The organism is Streptomyces sp. NPDC093225, assembly GCF_044753805.1.
GTDB lineage: Bacteria > Actinomycetota > Actinomycetes > Streptomycetales > Streptomycetaceae > Streptomyces.
Genome location: NZ_JBIVNX010000001.1, coordinates 81220 through 106586, shown reverse-complemented (window position 1 = coordinate 106586; position 25367 = coordinate 81220). Strand labels below are relative to the sequence as shown.

At 72.8% G+C, this 25367-nt stretch carries 21 protein-coding genes; 4 read left to right on the top strand and 17 right to left on the bottom strand.

What is annotated here, in order from left to right; genetic code table 11:
- Positions 1-14: 14 nt before the first annotated feature.
- The 3 genes from ACIQCH_RS00495 to ACIQCH_RS00485 are packed head-to-tail and all read right to left on the bottom strand — an operon-like array spanning position 15 to position 2644.
- The gene (locus ACIQCH_RS00495) at positions 15-1577 is read right to left on the bottom strand and encodes a PH domain-containing protein (RefSeq protein ID WP_402576357.1); all 1563 of its coding nucleotides are present in this window, start codon (positions 1575-1577) and stop codon (positions 15-17) included.
- A complete protein-coding gene (locus ACIQCH_RS00490; protein ID WP_402576355.1) occupies positions 1574-2074 on the bottom strand; it encodes a PH domain-containing protein in 501 nt (166 codons plus the stop codon). The genes ACIQCH_RS00495 and ACIQCH_RS00490 overlap by 4 nt, the downstream gene beginning before the upstream one ends.
- A gap of 57 nt (positions 2075-2131) precedes the next feature.
- The gene (locus ACIQCH_RS00485) at positions 2132-2644 is read right to left on the bottom strand and encodes a hypothetical protein (protein WP_402576353.1); all 513 of its coding nucleotides are present in this window, start codon (positions 2642-2644) and stop codon (positions 2132-2134) included.
- Positions 2645-2816: 172 nt separating this feature from the next.
- Between ACIQCH_RS00485 and ACIQCH_RS00480 the strand changes: the two genes are divergently transcribed.
- Entirely contained in the window at positions 2817-4067 is a 1251-nt protein-coding gene (locus tag ACIQCH_RS00480; RefSeq protein WP_402576351.1) for a sensor histidine kinase, read from the top strand.
- Positions 4060-4692, top strand: coding sequence for a response regulator (locus ACIQCH_RS00475; RefSeq protein WP_402576349.1), 633 nt, complete (start codon positions 4060-4062; stop codon positions 4690-4692). Before ACIQCH_RS00480 ends, ACIQCH_RS00475 begins: the two co-directional genes overlap by 8 nt.
- A gap of 146 nt (positions 4693-4838) precedes the next feature.
- On the opposite strand, the gene ACIQCH_RS00470 is transcribed toward ACIQCH_RS00475, so the two are convergent.
- The 6 genes from ACIQCH_RS00470 to ACIQCH_RS00445 all read right to left on the bottom strand — a co-directional run bounded on the left by ACIQCH_RS00470 (position 4839) and on the right by ACIQCH_RS00445 (position 14499).
- Complete coding sequence (locus tag ACIQCH_RS00470; protein ID WP_402576347.1) at positions 4839-7832, bottom strand: AAA family ATPase; 2994 nt, start codon at positions 7830-7832, stop codon at positions 4839-4841.
- A gap of 215 nt (positions 7833-8047) precedes the next feature.
- The gene (locus tag ACIQCH_RS00465; protein WP_402576345.1) at positions 8048-8812 is read right to left on the bottom strand and encodes a thioesterase II family protein; all 765 of its coding nucleotides are present in this window, start codon (positions 8810-8812) and stop codon (positions 8048-8050) included.
- A 274-nt stretch (positions 8813-9086) separates the two neighbouring features.
- On the bottom strand, positions 9087-10178 hold the full coding sequence (locus ACIQCH_RS00460; protein WP_402576343.1) for a polyprenyl synthetase family protein: 1092 nt from the start codon (positions 10176-10178) through the stop codon (positions 9087-9089).
- A gap of 111 nt (positions 10179-10289) precedes the next feature.
- The gene (locus ACIQCH_RS00455; protein WP_402576341.1) at positions 10290-10676 is read right to left on the bottom strand and encodes a hypothetical protein; all 387 of its coding nucleotides are present in this window, start codon (positions 10674-10676) and stop codon (positions 10290-10292) included.
- 140 nt (positions 10677-10816) lie between these two features.
- Positions 10817-11884 (bottom strand): helix-turn-helix transcriptional regulator, encoded by a 1068-nt coding sequence (locus tag ACIQCH_RS00450; RefSeq protein ID WP_402576339.1) that lies wholly within the window; start codon positions 11882-11884, stop codon positions 10817-10819.
- A gap of 203 nt (positions 11885-12087) precedes the next feature.
- Positions 12088-14499: an ADP-ribosyltransferase domain-containing protein gene (locus ACIQCH_RS00445; RefSeq protein ID WP_402576337.1), complete on the bottom strand. Its 2412-nt coding sequence runs from the start codon at positions 14497-14499 to the stop codon at positions 12088-12090.
- A 491-nt stretch (positions 14500-14990) separates the two neighbouring features.
- Here ACIQCH_RS00445 and ACIQCH_RS00440 point away from each other — a divergent pair, with 491 nt between their 5' ends.
- Positions 14991-15431, top strand: coding sequence for a VOC family protein (locus ACIQCH_RS00440; protein WP_402576335.1), 441 nt, complete (start codon positions 14991-14993; stop codon positions 15429-15431).
- Positions 15432-15485: 54 nt separating this feature from the next.
- Here the strand turns inward: ACIQCH_RS00440 and ACIQCH_RS00435 are convergent, their stop codons facing one another.
- Together ACIQCH_RS00435 and ACIQCH_RS00430 are read right to left on the bottom strand one after the other, a co-directional pair.
- Complete coding sequence (locus ACIQCH_RS00435) at positions 15486-16769, bottom strand: MFS transporter (RefSeq protein WP_402576333.1); 1284 nt, start codon at positions 16767-16769, stop codon at positions 15486-15488.
- Positions 16766-18154 (bottom strand): GH1 family beta-glucosidase, encoded by a 1389-nt coding sequence (locus ACIQCH_RS00430; protein WP_402576331.1) that lies wholly within the window; start codon positions 18152-18154, stop codon positions 16766-16768. The genes ACIQCH_RS00435 and ACIQCH_RS00430 overlap by 4 nt, the downstream gene beginning before the upstream one ends.
- A 270-nt stretch (positions 18155-18424) precedes the next feature.
- Here ACIQCH_RS00430 and ACIQCH_RS00425 point away from each other — a divergent pair, with 270 nt between their 5' ends.
- Positions 18425-19225 carry an alpha/beta fold hydrolase gene (locus tag ACIQCH_RS00425; protein WP_402576329.1) on the top strand — a complete coding sequence of 267 codons (801 nt, stop codon included), beginning with the start codon at positions 18425-18427 and terminating at the stop codon, positions 19223-19225.
- A 1-nt stretch (position 19226) separates the two neighbouring features.
- Here the strand turns inward: ACIQCH_RS00425 and ACIQCH_RS00420 are convergent, their stop codons facing one another.
- From ACIQCH_RS00420 to ACIQCH_RS00395, 6 genes are all read right to left on the bottom strand, one after another.
- Entirely contained in the window at positions 19227-19775 is a 549-nt protein-coding gene (locus tag ACIQCH_RS00420; RefSeq protein WP_402576327.1) for a GNAT family N-acetyltransferase, read from the bottom strand.
- A gap of 204 nt (positions 19776-19979) precedes the next feature.
- Positions 19980-21191, bottom strand: a complete 1212-nt coding sequence (locus ACIQCH_RS00415) for a glycoside hydrolase family 3 N-terminal domain-containing protein (protein WP_402576325.1) — start codon at positions 21189-21191, stop codon at positions 19980-19982.
- 137 nt (positions 21192-21328) lie between these two features.
- Positions 21329-22096 (bottom strand): polysaccharide deacetylase family protein, encoded by a 768-nt coding sequence (locus tag ACIQCH_RS00410; RefSeq protein WP_402576323.1) that lies wholly within the window; start codon positions 22094-22096, stop codon positions 21329-21331.
- A 197-nt stretch (positions 22097-22293) separates the two neighbouring features.
- Positions 22294-23169: a hypothetical protein gene (locus ACIQCH_RS00405; protein WP_402576321.1), complete on the bottom strand. Its 876-nt coding sequence runs from the start codon at positions 23167-23169 to the stop codon at positions 22294-22296.
- A 78-nt stretch (positions 23170-23247) separates the two neighbouring features.
- A complete protein-coding gene (locus tag ACIQCH_RS00400; RefSeq protein ID WP_402576319.1) occupies positions 23248-24318 on the bottom strand; it encodes a ferritin-like protein in 1071 nt (356 codons plus the stop codon).
- A 300-nt stretch (positions 24319-24618) separates the two neighbouring features.
- Entirely contained in the window at positions 24619-25257 is a 639-nt protein-coding gene (locus tag ACIQCH_RS00395; RefSeq protein ID WP_402576317.1) for a nucleoside-triphosphatase, read from the bottom strand.
- Between the last annotated feature and the right edge of the window lie 110 nt (positions 25258-25367).

Below are 25367 nucleotides of genomic sequence, written 5' to 3'. Positions count from 1 at the left end.
CCCGGTGGTCCGGACTACCGGGTACCGGCCGTGCCGCGCGGGCGGTGTTCGAGGAACGGGGCGAGGAGGTCCGGGACGGCTTCTTCGGCGAGGGCCAGTCCGTCGGACACGGCCACGTCGCGCACCTTGTAGACGCCGGTCCCGGCTGCGGTGGCGGCGCCCAGCGTGAGCAGGCCGGCCCGGCGCTGGAAGGGCGAGCGGGTGATGGACCAGCCGATGATGCCGTCGCGCCGGACGGCCGCGGTGCGGCGGGTGAAGGTGCCGGACCGGGTGACGAGGTAGCGGCCGTGCACGGCGTGCCCGAGGCTGCGGTAGGCGTCGAACGCCAGGGCCGTGCCGGCGGCGAGCAGCACCAGCCCTGTGATCCAACCGGTGTGCACCAGCACGGGGGTGAGCCACAGGCCGGGGCCGGCGAGCAGCGCCGCGGCGAGCGCGGACCAGAGGAGGGCACGGTTGATCCGGCGGCGCAGCGCCGCCCGGGGGTGCGGGACGAGCTGCGCCGCGGTGGTGGGGGCGACGGTCTCGCCGAGGACGTCGGCGGCGACGCGGCGGGCCAGGGCCAGCGGGACGGGCGGGGTGAGCCGGCTGCGGCTGCTGTTCTCGTCCTCGTCGCCGAGGCCGCTGGCGACGGCCTTCACCCGGGCGCCCCCGGCCCAGCGCAGCAGCATCGGCTCGGCCACCTCGGTGCCGCGTAGGCGCTGTTCCTCGACGCTGACCGAGCGGGTGATCAGCAGGCCGCGGCGGACCCGCAGCAGGCCGGGCTCCTCGCGGTCCAGGCGGTAGCCGCCCCAGCCCTCGATGAAGGTGGCGGTCGAGCCGGCGACCCCGACGGCGACGATGACCAGGGCGGTCACGAGGAGGCCGTACCAGAGGGGCACGGAGCCGAAGCGTTCCTCGAGGTCCTTGACGATGCCGAGTTCCAGGGGGTCGATCTTCATCTCGTGCAGGGTGCGGTAGACGCTGCCGACGGCGATGAAGACGCCGCCGACGCCCCACAGGGTCAGGGGGGCGTACCGAAGCCAGGCCCAGTCGAGTGCGGCGATCGTGGGGTCGGCGCCCGCCTCGGGGTGGTGCGCGTCCTGGGCGGCCCGGCGGAGTTCGGTCAGCCGCCGGCGCAGTTCGGTCGCGTCGGCGAGGCTCAGGCCGTCCAGGGACAGCCCGCCGTCGGCGGAGCCCTGGTCGCCGGTGGCGACCTTCAGGGAGGTCAGGCCGAAGATCCGGTGCAGGGGGTTGGCGGTGAGGTCGACACTGCGGATGCGGTCGGCGGGAACGGACCGCTCGCTGCGGAAGAACCGGCCCTTGTGGACCTCGACGCGGTCGGCCGTGACCCGGTAGCGGGTGGTGGCGAGCCGCATCAGACTGATGCCGGCGATGACCAGGGCGGTGATCAGCAGCGTGCCGAGCGTGATCAGGACCTGGAGGTCGACCCGGCCGTCGTTGAGGAGGAGGGCCGCGGCGAAGGTGGCGAGCGGCGTTCCGACCACGCTCAGGTTGACCAGGAGGAGGCGGGGGTTGAGCCGTCCCCACTCCTCGTCCGGCGTACCGGCCCGGGCGGGCGCGGCGGCGTCCGACATCATGTGGCGTCTCCCGGCACGGCCTGGGTGGACCTGGTGAGCTGCTCGACGAGTTCGGCGGCCATGGCGTGCTCGAGCCCCTTGATCTTCACGGCGCCGGCCGAGGAGGCGCTCGTGACCGTGATCCCGGAAAGTCCGAACATCTGCTGGAGCGGGCCGCGCAGGAGGTCGACGGTCTGGATGCGGGAGAGCGGGACGACCCGCCACCGCTGCCAGAGCCAGCCCGAGGCGGCGTAGACGGCCTCCTCCGTGGTCTCCCAGCGGTGCACGCGGTAGCGCCAGAGGGGCATCGCGCCCATGTACAGCAGTCCCGGGACCAGGGTGGCGAGGAACAGCCAGACGAAGACGAACCGGGCCGGGGGGATGGACAGGTAGAGGATGCCGAAGACGAGCGGCAGCGGGAGGGCGAACAGCGAAGACTGGAGGGTCCACCAGCCGATCGCACGCCTGTCGACCCGGTTGCGAGGCGGACGGAGCCTCAGTTCTGTGTTGTGTACCACTGCTTCACCCTAGTTCCTTGATGATCTTGGACCGACGCCGGTCGGACGCGCCCCGCGTCATGGCCGGCCCGCCGTGCGCACCGCGTGCCAGCGGGACAGCAGGACGGCCGTCCGGGCCGCCACCGCCGACAGCGACATGACGGCGAGCGCGCTCACGAGCACGTCCCTGCCGCTGAGTTGGTGGTCGGTGGTGAACCGGTCGATGCCGGCCGCGTACCAGTGCTCGCTGCCGTACGCGAAGAGGGCCTGCACGGTGACGAGGAGGGTCCAGACCGCCGCGTGCGCGGGACCGCCGAGGCTGCGGGCCTCCCCCGAGCCGCCCCGGTGGGCGGGGAGCAGCGAGCCCGCGACGAGCCCGCAGATGGCGCCCACGCCGATGCCGGCGAGGTGCAGCGACGGGTCGTTCCCCGCCGTCGGGAAAGAGTCTACGCACGCCGTGGCGGCGCCGACCGCCACCAGCATGGGGGCGGCGACCCTCACGGCGGTGATGCGGCGGTTGCCGGAGTCCGTCGCGAGGACGGCCATCAGGATCGATCCGCCGGTGATGAGTGCCGCCGTGAACTGCCCCACGTCCCCGCCCCGCCCTTCCCGTGTCCTCCCGGTGCTCCCGGGCCCCTGCGCGGCTCTCCCTCCGCCTGCTCCAACGTAGGTCCGCGGTCGGCGCGCCGGTGCCGACCGATCGGTGGGACCGGCTGTCCACCGATCGACGGACACCGGCGGGGCTCGTGGTAGGACTGGTGGCGTGTACATAGAAACGGACGAGGAGATGGAGGACCCGCGCACGGCCGCGTACCACGGCCCCGACTCGGGGCGGCGCTGGTTCGGCCTGTGGGACGGCTACTTCGCCATCTCCTACCTCGTCACCGTCGCCCTGCTGTTCGCCTCCGACGAGAACCAGACCCACCGGGCGTTCGCCATCGGCGCGCTGACGCTGATCGTTCCCTGGTACGCCGGGGTCGGCCGCAGACCGATGGTCCTGGCGACGAAGGGCCGGCGGAACGCGGTCTTCTCGGCCGGCCTGTTCCTGCTCTTCACCACGTCCAGCACGCTCGACCTCGCGGGTTCCTTCGCGCTGTTCGCAGTGGTCCCGATGCTGATGATGAGCCTGCCGATGCCGTCCGCGATCGTCCTGGTCGTCGTGGCCAACCTGTGGCCGGTGACGGTGGTGTGGCTGCGCGGGGGCGAGTTCGACCCGCACATCCTCTCGGTGCTGCCGATCTCGCTGCTGGGCATCGCGCTGTCGGTGCTGCTCGGCCTGTGGATCACCCGGGTGGTGCGGCAGAGCGCCGACCGGGCCGAGCTGATCGCGGAGTTGCGGCGCAGCAGGGAGCGCGAGGCCCTGCTCTCCCACCGGGCAGGTGTGTCCGCCGAGCGGGAGCGGCTGGCCCGGGAGATCCACGACACCCTCGCGCAGAGCCTGACCAGCATCATCAGCCTGGTCCAGGCCGCCGAGTCGGAGGTGGAGGACAACCCCGAACGGGCCAGGACCCGGCTCGGGTTGGCCGGCCGGGTCGCGAAGGACGGCCTCGCGGAGGCCCGCGGCTTCGTCTCCGCGCTGACCCCGCCGGCGCTCCGGGAGAGCTCGCTGGTGCAGGCCGTACGCCGGCAGGCGGACCTGCTGCGGGAGGAGACCGGGCTGACCGTGCGGTGCACGGCCCGGGGCGAGGAGCAGCCCCTTCCGATGGCGGTGAACGTGGTGCTGCTGCGGACGGCGCAGGAGGCGTTCGCCAACGTGCGCAAGCACGCCCGGGACGCCCGTAGGGTGGAGGTGCTGGTGGCGTACGTGCCGGACGCGGTACGGCTCGTGGTCCGCGACGACGGCGCGGGCTTCGACACGGACGGCGAGTGGGACGGTTTCGGGTTGCGCGGGATGCGGGCCCGGGTGGAGGAGATCGGCGGGATGGCTCAGGTCAGCAGCGGCTCGGGAGAGGGCACGCTCATCGAGGTGACGGTGCCGTGCGGCACCGGGGCGCAGGAGCGGGTCGATGGCTGAGCACGCGCCGGTGCGGGTACTGCTCGCCGACGACCACCCGGTGGTCCGCGAGGGCCTGTCCGCCATGCTGGACCTGGACGGGGGCATCGAGGTCGTGGGGCAGGCCGGTTCGGGCGAGGAGGCCGTGCTCCAGGCCACCCGGTTGGAGCCGGACATCGTCCTCCTGGACCTGCGCATGGGTGCGATGGACGGGGTGGCCGCGACCGGGCACATCCTGCGGGCGCTGCCGCGGACGAAGGTGGTCATCGTCACCACGTACGAGGACGACGCCGACATCCTGCGCGCGGTGGAGGCGGGCGCCGCGGGGTACCTGCTCAAGGGCAGTTCGCGGGAGGAGCTGGTGCACGCGGTGAAGGCGGCGGCGCGGGGTGAGACGGTGCTGACTCCGTCCCTGGCGCCGAAGCTGTTCCGGGCCCGGGTGGTGGAGCCGCCGGTGCTGTCGGATCGGGAGCGGGAGGTGCTCCAACTGGTCCGGCAGGGCCTGACCAACGCGGACATCGGACGCCGGCTGTTCATCAGCGAGGCGACGGTGAAGACGCACCTGCTGCGGTCGTTCAAGAAGCTAGCGGTATCGGACCGGACCGCCGCGGTCATGGCGGCCCTGGACCGCGGCCTGCTGTCCTGATCCGGACCGCGGACCGGCGGACGGACGGGCAGGGGGGCTGGGGGCGTACGGGCGGGGGGGGGCACGGCGTGCGGGGCGGGGGACCCGGTACGCCGCCCCCCGCCCGGGCCGCCGCTCCCCCGCGCCCCCACCCCACACCGCACCCGCTAGGCGATGCCGGGCAGGCTCAGGTCCCACAGCCGGGCGGGCAGGTCCCGGCGCCTCTTCACCTGGAGCTTGCGGTAGATCCGGGTCAGGTGCTGCTCGACCGTCGAGACGGTGACGTACAGCTTGGTGGCGATCTCCCGGTTGGTGTGGCCGCGTGCCGCGAGCAGCGCGACCCGGGCCTCCGCCTCGGACAGCACCTCGGCCTCACGGGGCGATTCCGCCTCGCGTCCGGCGACCGCCACGGACTCGCCGTCGCCCTGGCCGGGGGTGAACTCCTGGCACAGCGGCTGCGCCCCGCAGGACTTGGCGACGTGCCAGGCCTTGCGTACGAGCATCCGGGCCCGGTTGAAGTCGCCCGCGGCGCGGTAGGCGCTGCCCAGCTCCCCCAGCGTCCGGGCCAGTTGCAGGCGGTCGTCGCCCTGCTCGAGGATCTCCACGGCCTCGGTGAGCCGCTTCAGCCGGTACGCGAGGTCACCGCTGGTGCGGGCCAGCGCGTACAGCAGGGACCCGCGCGGCCTGCTGCCGGCCGGTCCGGCCTCGCGCAGCCGCTGCTGCTCGACGTACTCCCGGGCCCGCGGCACGTTGCCCAGGGCCAGCCAGGCCTCGGCGGCGTCCAGCCGCCACGGCGCCAGTTCCACGCCGTCCATGCCCCACGCCTGCATCAGCTCACCGCAGGTGAGGAAGTCGCGCAGCGCGGCGTGGTGGCGACCGGTGGCGAGGTGGGCCCGGCCGCGGGCCTGGAGGTAGTGCAGTCCGATGTGCGTCTCCAGCATGGTCTCGGGGACCGGCTGCTCGAGCAGGCTCATCGCCTCGTCGAGGTTGCCCATCCGGGTCTCGGCCTCGATGAGCACGGCCAGCGGCAGGGCGATGCCCACACCCCAGCACGGCACCGATATGAGCGACATGGCCCTGCGGGCCTGGGCGGCCGCGCCCGGCAGGTCGCCCTGCCGGAGGGCGGCCTCGGCCCGTACGGCGCCGAGGACCGCCTGCCAGGTCGGCGCGCTGCGGGTGGCGCACTCGCCGAGCAGCCGGTCGGTCCAGGCGAGGGCGAGGTCGATGCGGCCGGCGTAGACGAGTGCGAGGACGGCCAGGACGAGGGGCGTGAGGGTCCGGTCGCTCAGGTGGTAGCGCTGCAGCACCCGGGTGGCCTCGACGACGGCCGCCTCGCCCTGGCCGCCGCACATCGCGGTGCGCAGCGCCTGGCCGGCGGGCACGTGCGCGTCGTCCGGCATGTCGTAGGGGGCGGGAGCCGTGCCGGGGGCGGAAGTGCCCGCCGGCGGGTGCGGGGCTCCGCCGCGCAGGGGGTCGGGGTGACCGGGGTCGGCGAAGACGGCCGCGACCGGGGGGCTCACCACGGACAGCCAGCTCTGCGCGGCGGCGAGGGTGCCGGTGGCGTAGGCGAACGGCACGTCCGCCTCCCGCGCCTCGCGGGCGGCGGCCTGCAGGCCGCGCACGGCCTCGGCCGCCTGCCGCGCCTCTCCCATCCAGGCCAGGCAGGTCACGGCGTGGAGGAGGTCGCGGTCGGTGAGCCGGCCGGCGCAGAACTCGCGGGACAGCTGGCGCAGATGGCTCTCGGCGGCGACCGGGCTGCTGCGCCAGACGATGCTGACGAGGCGGGACTTGAGGGCGGTGCGGCGGGGGCCGTCGGGGCAGGAGTCCACGGCCAGTTCACCGCAGCGCAGGGCGAGTCCGGGGTCGTCGTCGACGAGGGCGTACTCGGCGGCGTCCTGCAGGACCGGGATGGCCCAGTCCTCCGCCGGGGTACGGGCGGCGAGCAGGTGCCGGGCCACGTGGAGCGCGGCCGCCCCCTCCTGGTGCAGCAGGCCGGCAGCGCGCCGGTGGAGGGCGGAGAGTTCGCCGGGCGGGGTGGCGGCCAGGATGGCGTCGCGGGTGGCGGTGTGGCGGAAGGCGCCGTCGCGCAGCATCCCGCACCGGTTGAGGTCCTGGACGGCCAGTTCGACGGTCTTGGCGTGCGTGCCGCTGACCCGACTGAGCAGGGTCGGCGCGCCGGCGTCGCCGAGGACGGCGATGCCCCGTGCGACGGCGACCGTCTCGGGGTCGCCGCGGTGGAGGCAGTCCAGTACGGCGCGTTCGAAGGTCTCGGCGGGTGCCAGCGGCTGGAACGGCTCGCTGTCGCCGAGGGCGGTCACACCGTCTTCCAGCAGGGCCTTGACCAGCAGGGGGTTGCCGCCGGTGGCGTCCTGGCAGTCGGCGGCCAGTCGCTGGGCGGCGGCGGTGGAGAGGCGTTCGGCCAGGACGCGGCCGGTGCCGTCGGCGCTGAGCAGGGGCAGCCTGATGCTGGTGCAGTTGGGCTGACGCTGCAGTTCGGCGTGGAAGGCGAGTTGGGCGGGCAGCAGGCGCACCGCCTCGGTGAGCACGATGAGGACGCCGGCCTGGCGTACCCGGCGGGCCAGGCAGAGCAGGAAGGCGCGGGAGAGCTCGTCGCCGTGGTGGACGTCGTCGACCGCGATGACGACGGTGCGGTCGCGGGCGAGGCGCAGCAGCGAGGCGCAGACGTGCGGGAGGACCTGCATGCCCGCTTCGACGCCGGCCGCGGCGTCCCCGTGCGCCACCGCGCCGCGGGGGTACGGGACGGCCGGGTATCCGGCGCCGTACCCGGTGGCGGGGTGTCCGAGGTCCGGGTGCACGGCGGCGGGGCGGGCGGGACCCCCGGGGGCGGGGAGGGAGGGGGTGCTGACGGCGTCGAGCAGTGCGGTGGCCTCGGCGTGCACCACGGGGTCCAGCGGTGCGGCGCTGTCCAGGATGCGGCGCAGGATGCCGAAGGGGAGCCACCGTTCGGCGCGGGACCCGGCGGCTTCCAGGACCAGCGCCCCTTCGGACAGGGCGTGTTCGGTGAAGCGTTCCAACAGGGTGGTCTTGCCGCCGGCGACTGGACCGCTGACGACGGCGACGCGTCCGCGGCCCCGGCGGGCGCTGCCGAGCAGGTCGGCCAGCGTGTCCCACTCCTTCTCACGCTCGACCGGTGCTGCCACTGCGGCGCTTCCTTTCCCCCGGCTACCTGAGATTGCCCTGAACTGCACTGCTCGTGCCTCCTCGTGCTCCGCCGGGCGGGCGGGGTGGTTCTCTGGGGCGGTCCGGGCGGGATCGGCCTCTCGTTGCGGGGAGGCGGCCGGGCCGGCGTCGGAGTCCCTGCTGTCGGTTCGCCGCCGGGCCCGCCGTCGGTCAGGCGGCGGGCCCGGCGCGCGGCTCAGCCCTGGTGGGCGGTGGCCACGAGCCTTTCGGAAATGATCTTCAAGACGTGCGCCTGTTGCTGGGCAAGGAAGAAATGGCCACCCGGAAAACGGTGGATGTCGAACCCGCCCGTGGTGTGCGCTTCCCAGGCTTGTGCCTCTTCCCGGCTGGTGCGCGGGTCGGACTCCCCGGTGAGTACGGTGATGTCGGCATTCACCGTGTCGTCGGGCGCCGCCCGGTAATTCTCGATGGCGGTGTAGTCGCTCCGGATGGCGGGCAGCACCATGCGGAGGATCTCCTCGTCGCCGAGAATCGCGGCGTCGGTTCCGCTGAGCTCGCGCATTTCGGCCACGATGCCGTCGTCATCGCGCAGGTGGACGCTTTCGGGGCGGAAACTCGACGGTGAACGGCGGCCGGATGCGAAGACGCGGACGGGCGCGATGCCGTGGTCGCGTTCCAGTCGGCGGGTCACCTCGAAGGCGAGGACGGCACCCATGCTGTGGCCGAAGAGGGCCGTCGGCCGGTCCAGCCAGGGCAGGAGTGCGCTGGTCAGGGCGTCGGCGTAGGCGTGGATGTCGGTGAACCCGGGCTCGTGGCGGCGGTCCTGGCGTCCCGGGTACTGCACGGAGAGGACGTCCACCGCCGGGGCCAGGGCCCGGGACACGGGGAAGTAGAAGGAGGCGGATCCGCCGGCGTGCGGCAGGCAGACCAGTCGGATCGGGCTTTCGTCCGCGGCGTGATAGCGGCGGATCCAGCCATCGGCATTCTGCTTGGCGATCAAGGGGATGAAAACTCCGGCTTCCGGTCCGGACGCAGCGGGCGAGTTCGGTTATCCGGACCCGTTCGCCGCCTCCGCACGCACGTTCCATTGCCTTATGTCTAGCAGAACGATCAGGCGGCTCGTACCCCTACCTTGAACCCCTAGAGAAGCCCTCGACGCCCCTTGACGACCGAAAAACGTCAACGGTGGCCGGAAAGCACCGAGCGCGAAATGCCACGGTCCCCGTCGCGGGCACGACACCCCCGCACGACGGGTTCTCGAGCCGCCCGAGCCCCTAGCGGTCGCGGGTGACGCTCCAGGCCGGCATGTGCTCGAAGAACGCCACCGCGTCCGGCCGCCAGCGTTCCCGCCACGTGGCCGCCCGGGCCGCGGCCTCGCGGGCATGACGGTCGGCGTCGGCCCGAAGCTGCCGGTCGATGCCGTGCGTGCGCGCGATGTGGCGGATGCGGTCGAGGGTGTCGTCGTCGCACCCCGGATCGCCCAGGGATGCGTTCAGCAGCTGCTGCCCGGTCCCGTCACAGGCCGCCAGCAGAGCACGGACGGCGTAGCTGCGGCGACCGGAACGGATGTCAGAGCCGGCCGGTTTGCCGAGGACCTGCGGATCGCCGAACAGGTCGAGCCAGTCGTCGTGGATCTGGTTGGCGATCCCCAGTGCGCTGGCGTAGGCGCGCAGTTCGCCGTCGTGCGGGGCGATCTCGGTACCGGCGGCGAGCAGGCCCAGGCGCAGCGGGGCGAGCACGGAGTAGCGGGTGGACTTGTACTCGGTCACCTCATGCAGGAGCTCGATGTCCGGAGCGGCGTGGAAGTCGCGCTCCAGATCGATCATCTGCCCGGCGATCGTGACGGCCCCGGTGTCGGCGTGGACGGCGGCCATGGCCAGCACGCGGTCGGCGGGCAGACCGCTGGTGAGCAGGACGCGCGTGGACAGGAAGGCCGCGAGGTCGCCGGCGAGGAGGGCGAGGGCCAGGGCGGTGCCGGGCCGGTCCGGAAACTCGTGGCGGTAGGCGTAGTAGGTGGAGGGGCCACCGCGGCGTACGGGCGCGTCGTCGATGATGTCGTCGTGGATCAGCCCGTGGGTCTGCAGCAGTTCGATGCTGATGGCCGCTTCGTCCAGCCCCGGTATGTCCTCGTCGGTCACCAGCGCGGCCGCCTCGTGCAGGAGGACCACGCGCAGCCGCTTGCCGCCGCGCAGCGACATGTCGCGCACCAGGTCGAGGGCACGGGCGGGGAACGCGCCGTGCGCCGGGGTCTCGAGCGTCCCGCCCGCGGGGTCGGTCAGGGAGTCGAAGTACGCCGCGAAGCGGGCTTCGAACCGGCGCCGGTGGCCGGACGCGCGCTGCAGGGCAGCGGAGAGGTCTTCGTTCACCCGCCCAGGCTCGCACTGATCGCGCGGCCCGCACGAATCGCCCGTCCCCGGGCACCGGTCGCGCCTCGCCCGGCGACACCGGGTCGGTGTCGCCGGGTGGGTCGGGCGGGGTCAGGCGAAGTACTGGAGGCTGACCCTGAGGCTGACGTCCTGCGGCCAGCCCGAGTCCACGCGGATCCGTACCTGCTCGCCGTCGAGCGGCACCACGTTGTGCACCGTCATGACCGCGCCTCCCATGAACGGCTTGTTGGTGGGGTCGTACACCTCCGTGACGCCTGCGACCACGTCGGTGAACGCCGACACGCCGGGCGCTGCCAGCAGCCGTTCGAAGACGCCGCGGCCGCGGAGGGTGTAGGTGAAGCCGACGTGCTGGAGGTCCGCCCGCGCCTTGCCCCGGCCGTCACTGTCGGGCGCGATCGCCTCGTCGGAAGCGGTGTTCGCGTCGTTGCCGCCGACCGCCCGTCCGGTCGTGGGCTCGCGGAGATCGGTGTGCTTCATGTCCGTTTCCCTTCGATGGGGTGGGGATCCCGGACCGCCCCCGCACGTTCCGGACTCCCTTCCCATGGTGGGCCGGTCCGGTGCCGCGGCGACCCCCTGAAACGGGGGATGGACGGGTTGCCCGTCGGCGTGACAGCCGGTCAGCCGGTCAGCGCGGCGATGAGTTCGTCGCGGCCGTCGGCGCCCGTCTTGCGGAAGAGGGACTTGAGGTGGTCGTTGACCGTGTACGGAGACAGCTCGAGGCGCCGGGCGATCTGTTTGACGGCTGCGCCGGTGCGCAGTTCGCGCAGGGTCGCGCGCTCGCGGGGGGTGATCCCGTACCAGGCGCAGAACGACGGCATCACGAGGTCTCCGGCCGCTCCCTGGAGGACCAGGGCGACGTCGCCGGTGGCGTCCGCGTCGAGCGGCTGGCCCTGCAGGGTCATCCACCGCCCGCAGACGACGGGAGGGGCGCACACCAGCGGAACCCAGGCGTCGGCGTCGTGTGCGCGGGACCGTGCGGCGAGGGAGAGGGCGACGAGGAACGCGTCGGGGACCCACTCGGGGAAGACGTGCCCGCTCGGTGAGGACAGGCGGTCCAGCCAGTCCCGCGCTTGGGGGCTGACCGCTGTGACCGTGTGGTCGGGGCCCACCGTCACCACCCCGGCGGGAAGCGCGGGCACCGTGGGGAAGAGGGGGCCCTCGGTGACGTAGCGGCGGAGGGCGGCGACGAGCGCCGGTCCGAGGCGGGCCGCCCGCTGGAGGTCGTCCGGGCCGAACGGGCCGGCACCGGCGCAGCGCAGCAGCCCGAGCGCGCCCCACACCCCGTGCCGGTCCTGGAGGAGGAGCCGCAGCTCGGAGCCCGCCCCGTTCGCGGTGAGGATCTCGCGCACCCGCGGGTCGAAGGCGCCGTCGCCCGGTGGGCCCACGACGGTGGCCGGGGTGGTCAGACCGGCGAGGGCGGCCGGGCGGTTCGGGTCGCCGCCCTGGTAGCGGTGCATGACGAGGTCGGTGACGAGCGAGGGGGCGTATTCGTGCCAGAAGCTGAAGCTCCCGAGGCCGAGGCCCGTCGCCGGGTCGGTGGCCACCAGACTGAGTCCGTCGTGGGGCAGGAGCGGGGCGAGTACCCGGGAGATCGCGGCCCCCCGCCCGCCGGAGTCCGTGCTCTGGCTCGCGGCGGCGTGCAGGTCACGCGCCAGCCGTCCCGCGTCGAAGAACGTGAGGGCCACAAGCTCCCATTATCCCGCCGGCGGCCGCTCCGTGCGCGGGCTCGGCCCGGCGTCGAGCAGATCCGGGCCGGTCCGCTCCTGCCGGCACGCCGTCGCCGGCCACGAGGACGGCCGCGCGACGACGATCGGCCCCCGCCACCTGGCTGCCGGGCGCGGGCGCGTCCGGCAACCGGGACCATGGCGATCGTGGAACGGGAGGCGGTTCAGGACACCACGGGAGTGGCGTCCGTGACCTCGCTCAGCCGGACCGTGCACAGCCCGCGGGGCTCGCTCTTCACCTCCGTCACCTTGAGCTGGGTACCCGGCGTGAGGATGTACTCCTCCTCGCCGGTGAAGGCGGAGAAGCTCTTGATCCCGACGGCCCGGGCCGGTGTCACCTCGAAGAGGGTCCGCTTGCCGCGACTGCCCAGGAACGCCTTGGCCACCTTCAGCTCGGAGGTGCACGAGGAGACGCCCCACCAGGTCACCGTCCGGCCCACCGGGTACTGCGCCCGGAGGTCCAGCGACACCCCGCGCCACAGCGGCTGCGTGTAGGACGGCAGTTCCGAGACGGCCGAGAACAGCAGCCGCAGGTACGGCAGGTAGGGCGTGACCCTGGTGCGGTCGGGCGAGCGCAGAACGCTGTTGATCTCGCGGTAGAAGGCCGACTCACAGGTGTAGAGGTGGAGCGCGGCGATCGCGTCGGCGGACAGGCCGCCGCCGGCCGCCTGGTCCGTACGCTGCTTGCCGAAGTCGCGGGAGCGCAGGATGTGGCCGTTCAGCCCGGACAGCGCCGCGGAGACCGGGGCGACGGCGTCCTGGAAGTCCATCAACGGGGTGTCGAAGACACCGGTGATCGCGGGCAGGACGAGGCCCTCGTCCTTGACGCTGGTGAGGCGTTCCAGGTACAGCTGGTGCAGGTTCATGGTCGACTCGATGAAGGCGCCCATGCGCGCCGCGACGCCCCCGTCCGCACCGCCCGCGCCGGCCGCCGTCTCGTTCCACCCCTTGCTCGGCAGCCAGTCGATGCGGTCGGCACCCAGGGCGGTCAGGGCGTCGTTGACCTGGGCGAAGTGGTCGCCCTCGCAGAAGATGTCGCCCTGTGCCGCCGGGTTCGCGTGGTCGAGGTGGCGGACCTCGACGTCCGGGTACTTCTGCTGGAGCCGCAGGACGACCCGCTTCAGGCTGCGGGCGTGCACCCCCCACCACGCGAACACGACCCCGCGGTCCTCCTCGGCCGCCTCCTGCTTGGCCTTGAGGATCTCCTCGACGATCCGCTCGGCGACCGGCCGCCAGAACGCCGTGTGCTGGTCGGCACCCATCGCCCCGTCGCCGCTCGCGGTGAGCGACGCGTTCAGCAGGAGCACGCCCTGCGTCAGCATCGCCTGGAACCACTCCGGCGGCTGGACCGTGTCCCGCTCCTTCAGCAGCGCCCGCACGTCGGCGATCGGGGTCTTCTTGGCGATGCCGTACTTCCACATCGCCGCCGCCTTGATGAGGCACCGGATGCTGACGACCCGGCCGAACTGGCTGTCCTTCCAGTCGTTGAAGGTGTTGTCGAACATGGCGATGCCGGTGGCGCTCTCCGGCCGCGGGTACGGGTTCTGGCCGAAGACCACGACCTTCCACTTGTGCGGCGGGTTCGGCTTGAGCGCCTGGAACGTCAGCTCGCGGACCGGGACCACCTCGTGGCTGCGGCCCTTGCCGATGAACCGCTCGGCGTCCGGCTGCGCCTCGATGACCGGCTTCAGCAGCGGGAGCCAGGCCTCCCCGCCGCCGTCGAAGAGCTCGGTCAGGGCGAGAGGGTCGTTCGCATCGGGCTGGGGCTGCGGCGGCTGGCCGGGCGCCGGGGCGCCGGTCGTCGATCCGGTCATGTCGGAGGCGCTTCCGCTCGTCGTGGCAGAGGGAGAAGAGGGGGCGGCGCCGGGTGCGGGAGCCGGGGTTCCGGGGGCCGGCGCGGGGGCGAGCGGCGTGACGGCCGCCGGCGGCACGATGCGCACCCGATGGTCGACGGGCGCGTTCTCGATCCCGTGGAGCTGGGAGGTGATCGTGGAGCGCAGCTCGTCGTCGTCCTCGAACCAGTGGTCGTGGAAGAGCGTGTAGCCGGTCCACATCAGGTTGGCGCACACCCGGGCCGGCACCTGGCCGGTCTGCGCCCCCAGCCCGACCAGCGCCACGGACCGGATGCTGCCGGGCTGCTTCCGGTTCTGCCGGTGGACGGCCTGGAAGGCTGCGGCGCACGCCAGCGCCACGTTCAGCGTGGCGCTCACGTTCTGCGAGGACCGCACCATCGTCGGCGTCGAGATCAGGTACCGGGGGACGGTCGCGCCGGAGGGGACGCAGACCGCGCTGCCCACCGGCAGGGGTCCGGCGAACCGGTCGCGGATCGCCCGCTGGACGCGCACCTGGATGCCGGACCCCAGGTACCGCTTGATGACGGCGTCGACGCCGCCGTCCATCCGGCCCCGGGAGTTCGTGGGGGTGACCCAGGCGTCGACGTCCTCGTCGAGGATCGAGCCCTTGCGGATCTCGATGCCGGGGGTGTCGGCGAACGCGGCACGCCACGCCTCCACCACACGCTCGTTGACGTCCGTCAGCACCACCCTGAGCGCGGGCAGCACACTGCTCTCGGTCATCGTCCACTCCTGTCGTGCAACAGCGCTTCCAAGACCTCGAACGTATCTCCCACCACTGACAACGCAGCACGGGTGAGGGTCTGGTGACCTGCCGTCATGCTCCGGTGGGCCCCGCACCGACGGGTGACCCGCGCACGCCCGCCGCGCCGGCAGTGGTGCCGGCTGCGACCACTGTCCGTGACCACCACGAGCGCCGCGCGTACGGCGTGCGCCGGAGACGTTCGACCGGATGTCGGCGGGGCGCGCCCGCCTCCTTGCCGTTCCTGCCCGCCACGGGTCCACGGCGTAAAATCGACGGGACCGGCCGGACCGCCGGGGACCGGCCCTGGAGGGCGGCAACCATGTCCTGGGATGAGTCGCAGCGCGCCTGGGCGACCGTGGCGCTGGTCCTTTTCGTCGTGGTGGCCGACGCGGCCGTCATCATCCTGATGCACGTGCTCTGAGCCCTGCCGGCCCACCACCGGCCGCACGAGGAAGACGGAGGGACCAGCGTGGCGATCCAGCGGATGGACAACGTCGGCATCGTCGTCGAGGACATGGACGCCGCCATCGCGTTCTTCGTGGAACTCGGCATGGAACTGGAGGGCCGGGCGGAGGTCGAGGGCCTCTTCGCCGACCGGTGCACCGGACTCGACGGCGTGCGCTGTGACATCGCGATGGTCCGGACCCCGGACGGTCACAGCCGGATCGAGCTGGCGAAGTACCGCAGCCCCGCGGCGATCGGCGACGGGCCGCGCAACCGGCCGCACAACGTCCTGGGCACCCACCGCGTCATGTTCGCCGTCGACGACATCGAGGACACCGTGGCCCGCCTGCGCCCGCACGGCGCCGAACTCGTCGGCGAGATCGCCCGGTTCGAGGACAGCTATCTGCTCTGCTACCTCCGCGGGCCGGAGGGCATCATCGTCGGCCTCGCCGAGCAACTGCGCTGAGTCCGCCGTCAGCCGTCTCGGAGCCGGCCGGGGCGCGCGGCGGCACGGGCCGGCTCAGGGAACGGAGCGGATGCGGCGGACCAGGACGGAGCCCGCGACGGCCAGGGCTCCCGCGAGCGCGTACAGGGCCGTGTACCCGCCGAAGTGGGTGACGATCGGGGCCGCGATCACGGGGGCCAGCACCTGGGGCAGCGCGTTGGCGATGTTGATGAGGCCCAGGTCCCTGCCCCGGTCCTCCGCGGTCGGCAGCACGTCCGTGAGCAGGGCGAAGTCCACGGCGGTGTACACGCCGAAACCGAGGCCGAGCACGAGCGAGGCGACGACCGCGCCGGTCCACGTCTGCCACACGGCGAGCAGCGCGGTGGCCGCGGAGATGACCAGCCCCGACCAGATGACGTACGACTTCCGTCGGCCGCTGCGGTCCGACCGGATGCCGCCGATCACCACGGTGGCGAGCAGGGTGAGCGCGTTGAGCGCCGTGAGGATCAGTACGCCGTCGTCCGCGTCGTCCCCGTAGTGCACGGCATCGGTCAGGTAGTAGAGCAGGTACATCGTGCTGATGGAGTACGAGAGGTTCATCAGGAACCGGGTGAGCCAGGCCCACCCGAAGTCGGGATGGCGGCGCGGGTCGATCCAGAAGCCGCGGAGGAACGCCCCCCACCGGAAGTCCGGCCGTGCGTGCGGGGAGAGCGGGCTGTCGCGCCGCATCAGTACGTACGGTACGGCCGCCAGCACCGAGAAGACCGCGCAGACCGCGTAGCCGGCGGCCACGCCGCCCGCGACCGTGGCCAGCGCCGTACCGGCCAGGATGCCGGCGACCTGGGAGACGCCGAGCCAGCCGCCGACCAGGCCGCGCTGCCGGGGCGGCACCTGGTCGGGGACGGCCGCGGTGAGGGCGGCGAACGCCGCGTTGAGGGCGAGCTGGACCAGACACCAGCCCGCGATCACGGTGGCGACGCGGTGTGCGCCGGCGAGGACGAGGAGTCCGGCGGCTCCGCCCACCGTGCCGGCGATGACCCAGGGGATGCGCCGGCCCACGGCTGCCGTCGTGCGGTCGGAGAGCGCGCCGAAGACGGGGTTGGCGACCATCGAGACGGCGGCTCCCACGCCGGTGACCAGGGCGAGGGTGGCGGCCTTGTGGTCGGGGGCGAGCTGTTCGGCCTGGCGGGCCAGGAGCAGCTGCAGGGGTCCGAACCAGCCGATCCAGACACCGAGGTTGGCGAGGGAGAGCGCGCCCACCCAGCGTCCGCCGACCGCGACCCCGGCCCCTGCCCCTACCCCGGTCTCAGCCCCAGCCCCGGCCCCCGGCTTCGGGGCCGCCGTGCCTTCGGCGGTCATCTGCCGCTCTTGATCAGGTCGCGGTACCAGGCGTACGACTCCTTGGGCGTCCGCTCCAGCGTCTCGAAGTCGACGTGGACCAGCCCGAACCGCTGCCGGTACCCCTCCGCCCACTCGAAGTTGTCGAGGATCGACCAGATGAAGTAGCCGCGGACGTCGGCGCCCTCCGCCATCGCCTCGTGCAGCGCCCGCACGTGGCCGTCGTGGTACGCGATCCGGCGTGCGTCGTCGATGCGGCCGGTCTCCGGGTCCGGCCCGTCACCGTACGAGCAGCCGTTCTCGGTGATGTAGACGGGAGGCAGCCGGTCGCCGTAGCGCTCGCGCAGGGTGGCGAGCAGTTCGCGCAGGCCGTCCGGGACCACCGGCCAGCCGAAGTCGGTGAGTTCGCCTCCCTCGATCTGCCGGATCTCGAAGGGGAGGTCCGACGGTATCTCGATGCCGCCGAAGGAGGACGGGGCGGCGGAGGCGGAGGAGGCGTTCGGCCGGGGGGCTCCGACGAGCATCGGGTTGTAGTAGTTGATCCCGTACCAGTCCAGCGGCGCCGAGATCGTCTTGAGGTCCTCCGCCACCGGCCCGGGGAGCAGCGAGGCCAGGCCCTCGTCCGGGTACGCGCCGGTCAGTACGGGGTCCGCGAAGAGGTGGTTGGTGAGCGTGTCGTACAACGCGGCGGCTTCCCGGTCGGCCGCACCGTCACCGGCGGCCCAGACGGGACTGTGGGAGACGGCGATCCCGATCCGGCGGGCGCCGGCGGCGCGCAGTGCCTGTACGCCCAGGCCGTGGGCCAGGAGCTGGTGGTGGGCCGCGGGCAGGGCGTCGAAGACGAGGCGTCTGCCGGGGGCGTGTTCGCCGAGGCCGTATCCGAGGAGCGTGACCTCGGCGGGTTCGTTGATGGTGATCCACATGGGGACGCGGTCGGCGAGGCGCTCCGCGACCACCGAGGCGTACGCCGCGAACCGCTCGGCGGTGTCGCGGTCGAGCCACCCGCCGCGCTCCTCCAGGGCGAGCGGGGTGTCCCAGTGGAAGAGCGTGGGCACCGGGGCGATGCCCGAGGCGCACAGTTCGTCGACGAGCCGGTCGTAGAAGTCCAGCCCCTCGCGGTTGACGCGACCGTGGCCGTCCGGCAGGACGCGGGACCAGGAGACCGAGAACCGGTAGGCGCCGACGCCGAGTTCGGCCATCAGCGCCACGTCCTCGCGGTAGCGCCGGTAGTGGTCGGTCGCCACGTCCGCGTGCGAGCCGTCCTTGACGCGCCCGTGTTCCCGGGTGAAGGCGTCCCAGGAGGAGGCGCCCCGCCCGTCGGCGGTGGGGGAACCCTCGATCTGGAAGGCGGAGGCGGAGACTCCCCAGAGGAAGCCGGCCGGGAACTCGGGTACGGGCGCGGTCATGCGAACTCGCTTCGGTCGGCGGGGCACGGACTCCCGAACAGGGCCGCGCGGAACTGACGGAGGGGTTGCTCACGGCACTTTCGGGTCCCCGGACCCGCCCTGTCAATGGAAAGTGAACAATTCTCAACTATTGCCGGCAGGCGGTGGGCCGTACCGAAGCGGCTCGGGCAGGGCGTCCGCGGCCGCGCCGCCGGAGCGGCCGTCCGCCGCCCGCCCGCCGGTGACCGGGGCTCGGTCGCGGAATCCCCGTGGCAGGGCCACGGTGGACCTATGAACGAGAGTCCGGGGGCGCGGCGGGAGGGTGCGGGGCACCGGGCGCTGCTGCTGCCGGGTGGGTTGTGCACCGACGAGTTCTACGGCGATGTGCTGGCCCAGCCCGCGGTGGCCGCGGCCGGGCTGGAGATGACGGCGGTGACCCTGCCGGGCTTCGGCCGGACCGTACCGCCAGTGGACCTGTCGATGGAGAACTACGCGCGGCTGATGGGCGACGTGGCGGCCGCCGAAAGCTGTGACGTGGTGGTGGGGCACAGCATGGGGGCGAACGTCGCGATCGAGATGGCCGCCCTCGGCGTCTTCGCCGGCCCCCTGGTCCTGCTGTCACCGACGTTCTCCAAGGCGGACGAGGCTGCCTTCCTCGGCGTCCTCGACCGGGTGGGCCGGGTGCCGGCCCTGGGTCCCCTGGCATGGACGGTCATGCTGGGGACGATGCCCCGGATGATGCGGAAGGAGATGCTGAAGGGGAACGTTCCGGCGGACCGTGCGCGGGTGCTCGCCGACGATCTCGGCAACAACGACCCCGCCTTCTGCCGCCGGGTCGTGCGTCACTACTACGACTACCTGGACCGGCACCCCGCGCTGGCGCCCCGCCTGCGCGACTCCGGAGTCCGGGCCTGGGTCGTCCGGGGCGACCACGACGAGATCGGCCTGACGGACGAGGAGCGCCGCCTCCTGGAGGCGGCGCCCCGGATCACGCTGGTGACGGTCCCGGACGCGGGCCACATGGTCCTGGTGGAGCAGCCGGCGCGGGTCGTCGAGGTGATCGTCGAAGCGACCCGCGCCGTACGGGACTGAATCACGGGGCGTCCCGCGGCACGACCGGGGACCGGAGGCCGAGCCACTGCTCGGCGCCCCACGCGTGGAACCGCTCCACCTCGGCGAACCCCAGCCTCGACGCGAGGCGCATCGAGCGTGCGTTGGCGGTCTGGGTGGCGAGCACCACCGGCTCGCCGGGAAGGACACCGTCCAGCCAGTCGAGGCCCGCCGCGCACGCCTCGGCGGCGTATCCGCATCCCCACGCGGTCGGCAGGAACTGGTAGCCGAGATCGACCTTCCCGACGGCGGCCGGGCGACCGTGCTCCGTCACCCTCCTGAGCAGGACCTGGCCGATCATCGACCCGTCGAGATCGACGACGAAACTGCCGGCCCGCGGCTCGGGCACCTCCGGCATCTCGCGCTCGAGCTGGTCACGTGGGCGGGGGCCGCCGAGGTAGGTGTGCACCTCCGGCGAGGCGAGCAGGTCGATGAACGCCGCCCGGTCCCGGGGCTCGGGCCCGCGGAGGACGAGCCTGTCGGTCCTGATCGGCTCGGGCGGCGGCAGGGCTACGGGTCCCAGGTTCGACATGCCCGCAGCCTAGGCCGTCTCTTTCGGATCTTGCCGGTCGAGCCCGCGTCGTCCGGTGCCGTACATCGCAAGGCGGAGAGGCTCCCGTGGACTGGGCGTACTCGGGTGCCTCGACAACGCGGCGAGGTGCGGTGCCGGGCGGCGCGGGTCAGGCAAGATCCGGAAGAGGCGGCCTAACGGCCGGCGCTTCGGGCAGTCCCGGATTCAACCGCAGGACAGCAGGCCCGCCTGCGCCTTGGCCGACAGGATCCGGTGGACGCTCTGGTCCACGTGCTGGGCGAACGCCGCGTCCTGGGCCGCACGCGTCCGTACGGCCTTGGCCATGGTGGGGACCAGGCTCGGGTTGACGGTCAGGACCAGGTCGCCGCCGGCCTTCAGGAAGTCCACGGCGCGGTTGCCCGGGGGCACGGCCTTCACCGCCACGGCGTTCCCGAGGTCGTCCGAGATCACCACGCCCTTGAAGCCCATCGTCGTACGGAGCATGCCCTGGATCACCGGGGCGGAGAACACCGCCTGGTGGTGCGGATCGATCTTGCTGTACGTGGCCAGGGACACCATGACGAAGGAGGCGCCCGCCTTGATCCCCGAACGGAACGGCTCCAGGCTCGCGCTCCCCGTGCCCGTCTCCGTGTCGGTCACGCCCGCCGTGGTGTCGGTGTTGCCGGTGACCCTGCCGAGTCCGGGGAAGTGCTTGAGCGTGGTCAGTACGCCGGCCTGGGCGGAGCCCTTCAGGAACGCGTCGCTGTGGACGGTCACCGTCGCGGGCGTGAAGCCGAACTGCCGGCCGAACCGGCCGATCGGCGCGTTCTTCGTGCCCAGGCTCGCCGGTACGACGTCGGCGACGGGCGCGAGGTTGAGGTCCACGCCGGCCGACTCCAGCTCCTCGGCCCACTGCTCGGCGCGGGAGCGCAGGACCTCGGGCGACCAGGTCCCCTGCGTGAGCGCCTTCGGAATGGTCGAGAAACCCGGGCCGGACAGCACCTGCACCTGGCCGCCCTCCTGGTCGGTGGCCACCAGCAGGCGCACCGGGCGTCCGGCGACGGTGTCCGCGCCGGCCTGGAGGCCGTCCACCAGGGTCCTGGTCGCTGCCGTGCCCGCCGTGCTCCGCCCGGCCAGGAAGACGGACCCGACGTGGTTCTCCTGCAGCACTCGGATCTGACTCGGGTCGGGCCGTGCGGCGGCGACGCCGCCCATGAAGAGCTGGCCGATCCGTTGCGGCTCCGTCATCGCGTCGAAGACGGTGTCGGCACAGGTCGCGGCCTTCGTCGTAGCGGCCGCCGCGCCGGGCGGCGGTGCCTCGACCACGGCCCTGGAGGGGCCTGCGCAGCCGAGGCACGCGGCGACGAGGGAAACCGCCACGAGCGGGATGCGCCAGGTCGTCCTCGCGCCGGGGGAAGCCGCCTGCTGCGCTGTCATACGAGCCCCTTCCGGGACGCTGACCGCGGACCCGGGCCGTTTCCCCGGTCGAGATCACGTGGCCGGCCCACCCAACGTACCTCCATCCGAGGGCGGCCGCCTCGGGGCCCGGGCGCGGCCGGGTGCGGGGCGCCCGGTCAGTCGGTGTCCACGGCGGGGAAGGTGAAGGCGTAGCCCTTCTTGGCGAACCACGGGAGCACCCGCTGCAATGCGGCCACCGTCTCGGAGCGGTCGCCGCCCCCGTCGTGGAAGAGCACGGTGGGGCGGTGGACCAGCAGGTTCTCCACGGAGTCGATGATCGACGGCACGCCCGGACGGCTCCAGTCCCTCGGGTCCACGCTCCAGCCCAGCGGCCGCATCCCGTGCTCGGCGGCGATCCGGCGGCTGTCCGGCGTGAAGGCGCCACCCGGTGCGCGGTAGTAGTCCACGCGCACGCCCGGGGCCGCCTTCTCGATCATCTCCTTGCCGCCGACGATCTCCCGCTCCTGGTAGGCGACCGCTTTGTGGTCCATCGCCGTGTCGTGGCCGACCGAGTGATCACACAGCCGATGCCCGCGGGCGGCGACCTCCCGCACCAGGTCGGGGTGCTCCTGCGCGTGCTTGCCGATCATGCAGAAGGTGGCCTTGACCTGGTAGCGGTCGAGGACGTCGAGAACCTTGGGGGTCCAGACGGGGTCGGGTCCGTCGTCGATGGTGATGGCGACCGAGCGCTCGGCACCCGTGGCCGCCCGGGTGATCGTCATGGGCGGCTTCGCCGGCCGGGCCTTCGACGGCTTGGCCACCTCCCCGCCGCCGCCCACCGCGGCGTACGACGGAGCGCAGAGGAGCACCCCGGGGATGAGCACGGCCGCTGCCAGGGTGGCACGGTGTGCCCGCCGACGGATACGCCTACTGCTGATGGCCATGGATGTCGCTCTCGTGTCGCACCGGAGTCCCCGCCCGGAAGCCCCAGGCAACGCACGGGTCGTCCCCGGCCGCTGTCGCCCCCCTCAGAGCCGGGTACGCAAAGCCCCCGAACCGATTCTGCGCCAGCCGCCACCCGGCCCACCACAAGCAGGACCAAAATGTGCGTACCGCCACATCACGCCACTTTTTCTCTCCTTCACCACTGGTACATGTACTGGTGCCACGTGTCGTGATGGCCGGTGCCGTAGTACGTCCACGTGTCGGTGTCGAGCAGCACCACGTGGCCGCCCCAGTACACGCTCTCGTCGAGCTGGAAGACCGCCCACCACCCGGTGTCCTTCGTCGGCGTGTCGCTCGTGCGGACCGCTTTGTACTTGAACCAGGACCACATGTCCCGCGCCCGGATGGGCCGGCGGGCGTAGGTGTAGCACCGGGCGTGGACGTACGGGTTGGGATCGGAGAGCTCCGTGTATCCGGCGCGGATGAACGCGTCCGAGAGGAAATGGGCGCAGTTGTTGACGAAGGCGTCGCCGGCGACGCACCGGTTCGTCCAGTGGCTCCCGACGGTGGAGAGGGGCGGGGCGAGCACCCGGGTCCGGATCGCCGGTTCCGGTCCCCCGCCCGCTGCCCCGTAGCGCGGGGCGCCCGGCACGTGCGTGACCGGTGGTGGAGCCAGGTGCTCCATCGCTTCCGCGTTCGCGGGCCCGAACGGGCGGCTCGCGGGCCTCGGCCCGCCCGGCGTCACGGGGCTCGGCGGCGGTGCGATGTCCTCCATGGCGACCGTGAAGGTGTCCAGTGGTTCACCGGCGCGCATCCGGCCCAGGCGGAACGCCGTGGCACCCCTTCGCACGTGCACTCGGATCCGGTCCTCACCGAGGGTCTCCCGGTCCATGATGTCGGACTTGGCGAAGGAGTAGACACGGTCGCCGGACTCGACGATCAGGATGTTGCCCGGGATGTTCCCGTCATCGCGGGCGTAGCCCTCGAAGGGGACGGTGGATGCGCGTTTCGACGCCCGCTCCATGAGCGAACTGAGGTCGTCCTGTTGACTCTTCATGATGTTCTCGGCCATTTGTCGTTCGCCTCCTGAACGCGGGCGTGCGGCCGGTGGCGTCCCCCTCCCCCCTCCTTGCGGTGGCGTGACGTTCCGTCAGGAGGTCACGAAGCGGAACTCCGGCCCGTAGTTCTTGCCGCTGCCGTCCGGGAGCGGGACCGCCATCAGCCGTTGGGCCGGATCCTGCAGTTCGGACATCTGCCCTATCGCGTCGAACAGCCGCCCCAGCCCCTCGGACTCGTCCTGCTCGAGCCACGCCTTTCCCAGCGTGCTCAGCAGGGTGCTGTAGAGCCGGTTGAACTCGTCGAGGAGTTGCGTCGTCGCGGCGTCCGGAGCGGAAGGCCCCGTGCGGGGCCAGCCCCCTTCCGGCACGATCCCCATCGGCAGGGCGTCGGGCATCGGGATCTCCGCCCCCCCGAACTCGAACTTCCCGGTCACGGGGTTCTCCTTCAGCTTGTGCTGGTGGAAGATCTCCAGGAAGGCGTAGTAGTGGGCGCGTTCTCCCTGCATCCCCGGGAACGGGTTGTCGGGCGAGGCCGACGTACCCTCGCCCTGTTCCTTGATCACGTCGATGGCCGCCTCGACCGCGGCGAGCGTGCGCAGCGGCTTGACGTCGTTCCCCGCACCGTGATGGGGCATGTTCAGGGTCAGCTGCCGGGCGCCGGTGATCCGCTCCGGGTGCGCGCGGAACGCCTCCAGGAGCGCGGTGTAGAAGGCCCCGATCGACGTGTGCTCCGCCACCGCCAGCACCAGCGGATGGTCCGGTTCCTCGATGCGGGAGTACATGTAGGCCGAGTCCTTCGTCAATCCGCTGAGGAAGACGGAGAGTTCGGGCCGTACGCCTCCCGGCAGCGGGCCGGGGTACGTCGGCACCACCCTCTCGTCGGCGAGTACGAGGTCCCCGCCCAGCGTGGTGAGCAGGTTGCACGCCAGACCGAAGTGCGACATCTCGTCGAAGACGATCTCGCGGATCGTGTCGAAGACGGAGCCGTCCCCCGTGGAGGTGTCGATCGACCACAGGCCGCACAGGTACGGAGGGAGCGTCGCGAGTTCCAGCAGGACCGCCTGCTGGGCCGCTTCCCGCATCCAGTCGGCGTCACGCTCCTCCGCGGGCTGCTCCATCAGTTCGACGATGCGGTTGCTCCGGGCATACAGAAGCGGGTTCACCAGCGGTCTCCTTCCGGACCATTCCCTCCAGGGCGGGGCGGGCGAGGGCGGGCGAAGGCGGACCAGTCGTCCTGTCGCGCCGGCCGCTCCGAGAGCGTGTCGAGTGCGTGCAGGCGCAGGAGGGTGAGCCGAGGAGGGAGGGGGGAAGAGGGGTGCATCTGCGGTCCTGCAGGGTGCTCCCGAGACCGGGAGTTCGCTCTTCACGCCATCACCCATGGTAGGGCGGAGCGCCGCGGTCGGCGCGCCGCCGCGGTCCGGCCGGCGTCCCGGTCGACCGTGCGGCACTCCCCGTACGGATCCTCAGGAGCGGGAAGGCGGCGCGTCGCCCGTCCGGGGCGCCTGCAGCCGGGCCAGGAGTTCCCCGGGCAGGGCGTCGCGGTTCGCCGGGGTCAGGTGGACGACCTCGATGTCGGGGTGCCGCTTGAGGGCGTCGGTGAACGGATCGCGGTGTGCGTGGACCGTGGCGACGACGTCGACGTCCGTGGCGAACAGGGTGAGGACCTCGTCCCGGAACGCCTCGCACGCCAGCTCCATCCGCCCGAGCTCGTCGATGAGCACCAGCCGGCCCGTCGCCGCGGTGCGTGCCGGCGTCGACGTCGGCGTCGGCGTCGGCGTCGGCGTCGGCGTCGGCGTCGGCGTCGGCGTCGGCGTCGGCGTCGGCGTCGGCGTCCGGAGCGACGGCAGCGCCAGGCGTTCCATGACGTCCAGGTCGACGCCGTACTTCCCCACCCGCGGCGGACCGGGGAGGTCGACATGGGCGAGCACCTCCCGCCGGCCCGCCAGGGTCTCCAGAGCGAAGCCGACCCGGTGGCCGGACTGCCGGATCTCCTCCGTGGTGAAGCCGGTGGCCGCGTGGGCGGGCAGCAGCCCGGCCAGTCGGCGGAGGGCGGTCGTCTTGCCCGAGCCGGGGCGGCCTTCCAGCAGGATCCGGGTCGTCACACTGCCATCCTTCCCCCTCCCTCCCCTCCCACGCCGCGCTCCTGGCAGCGGGCCGGGCGGGCCCGGCTGAGGGGCCATGGCGGTACGGGGGCCGGCCACGTGTGGGGCCA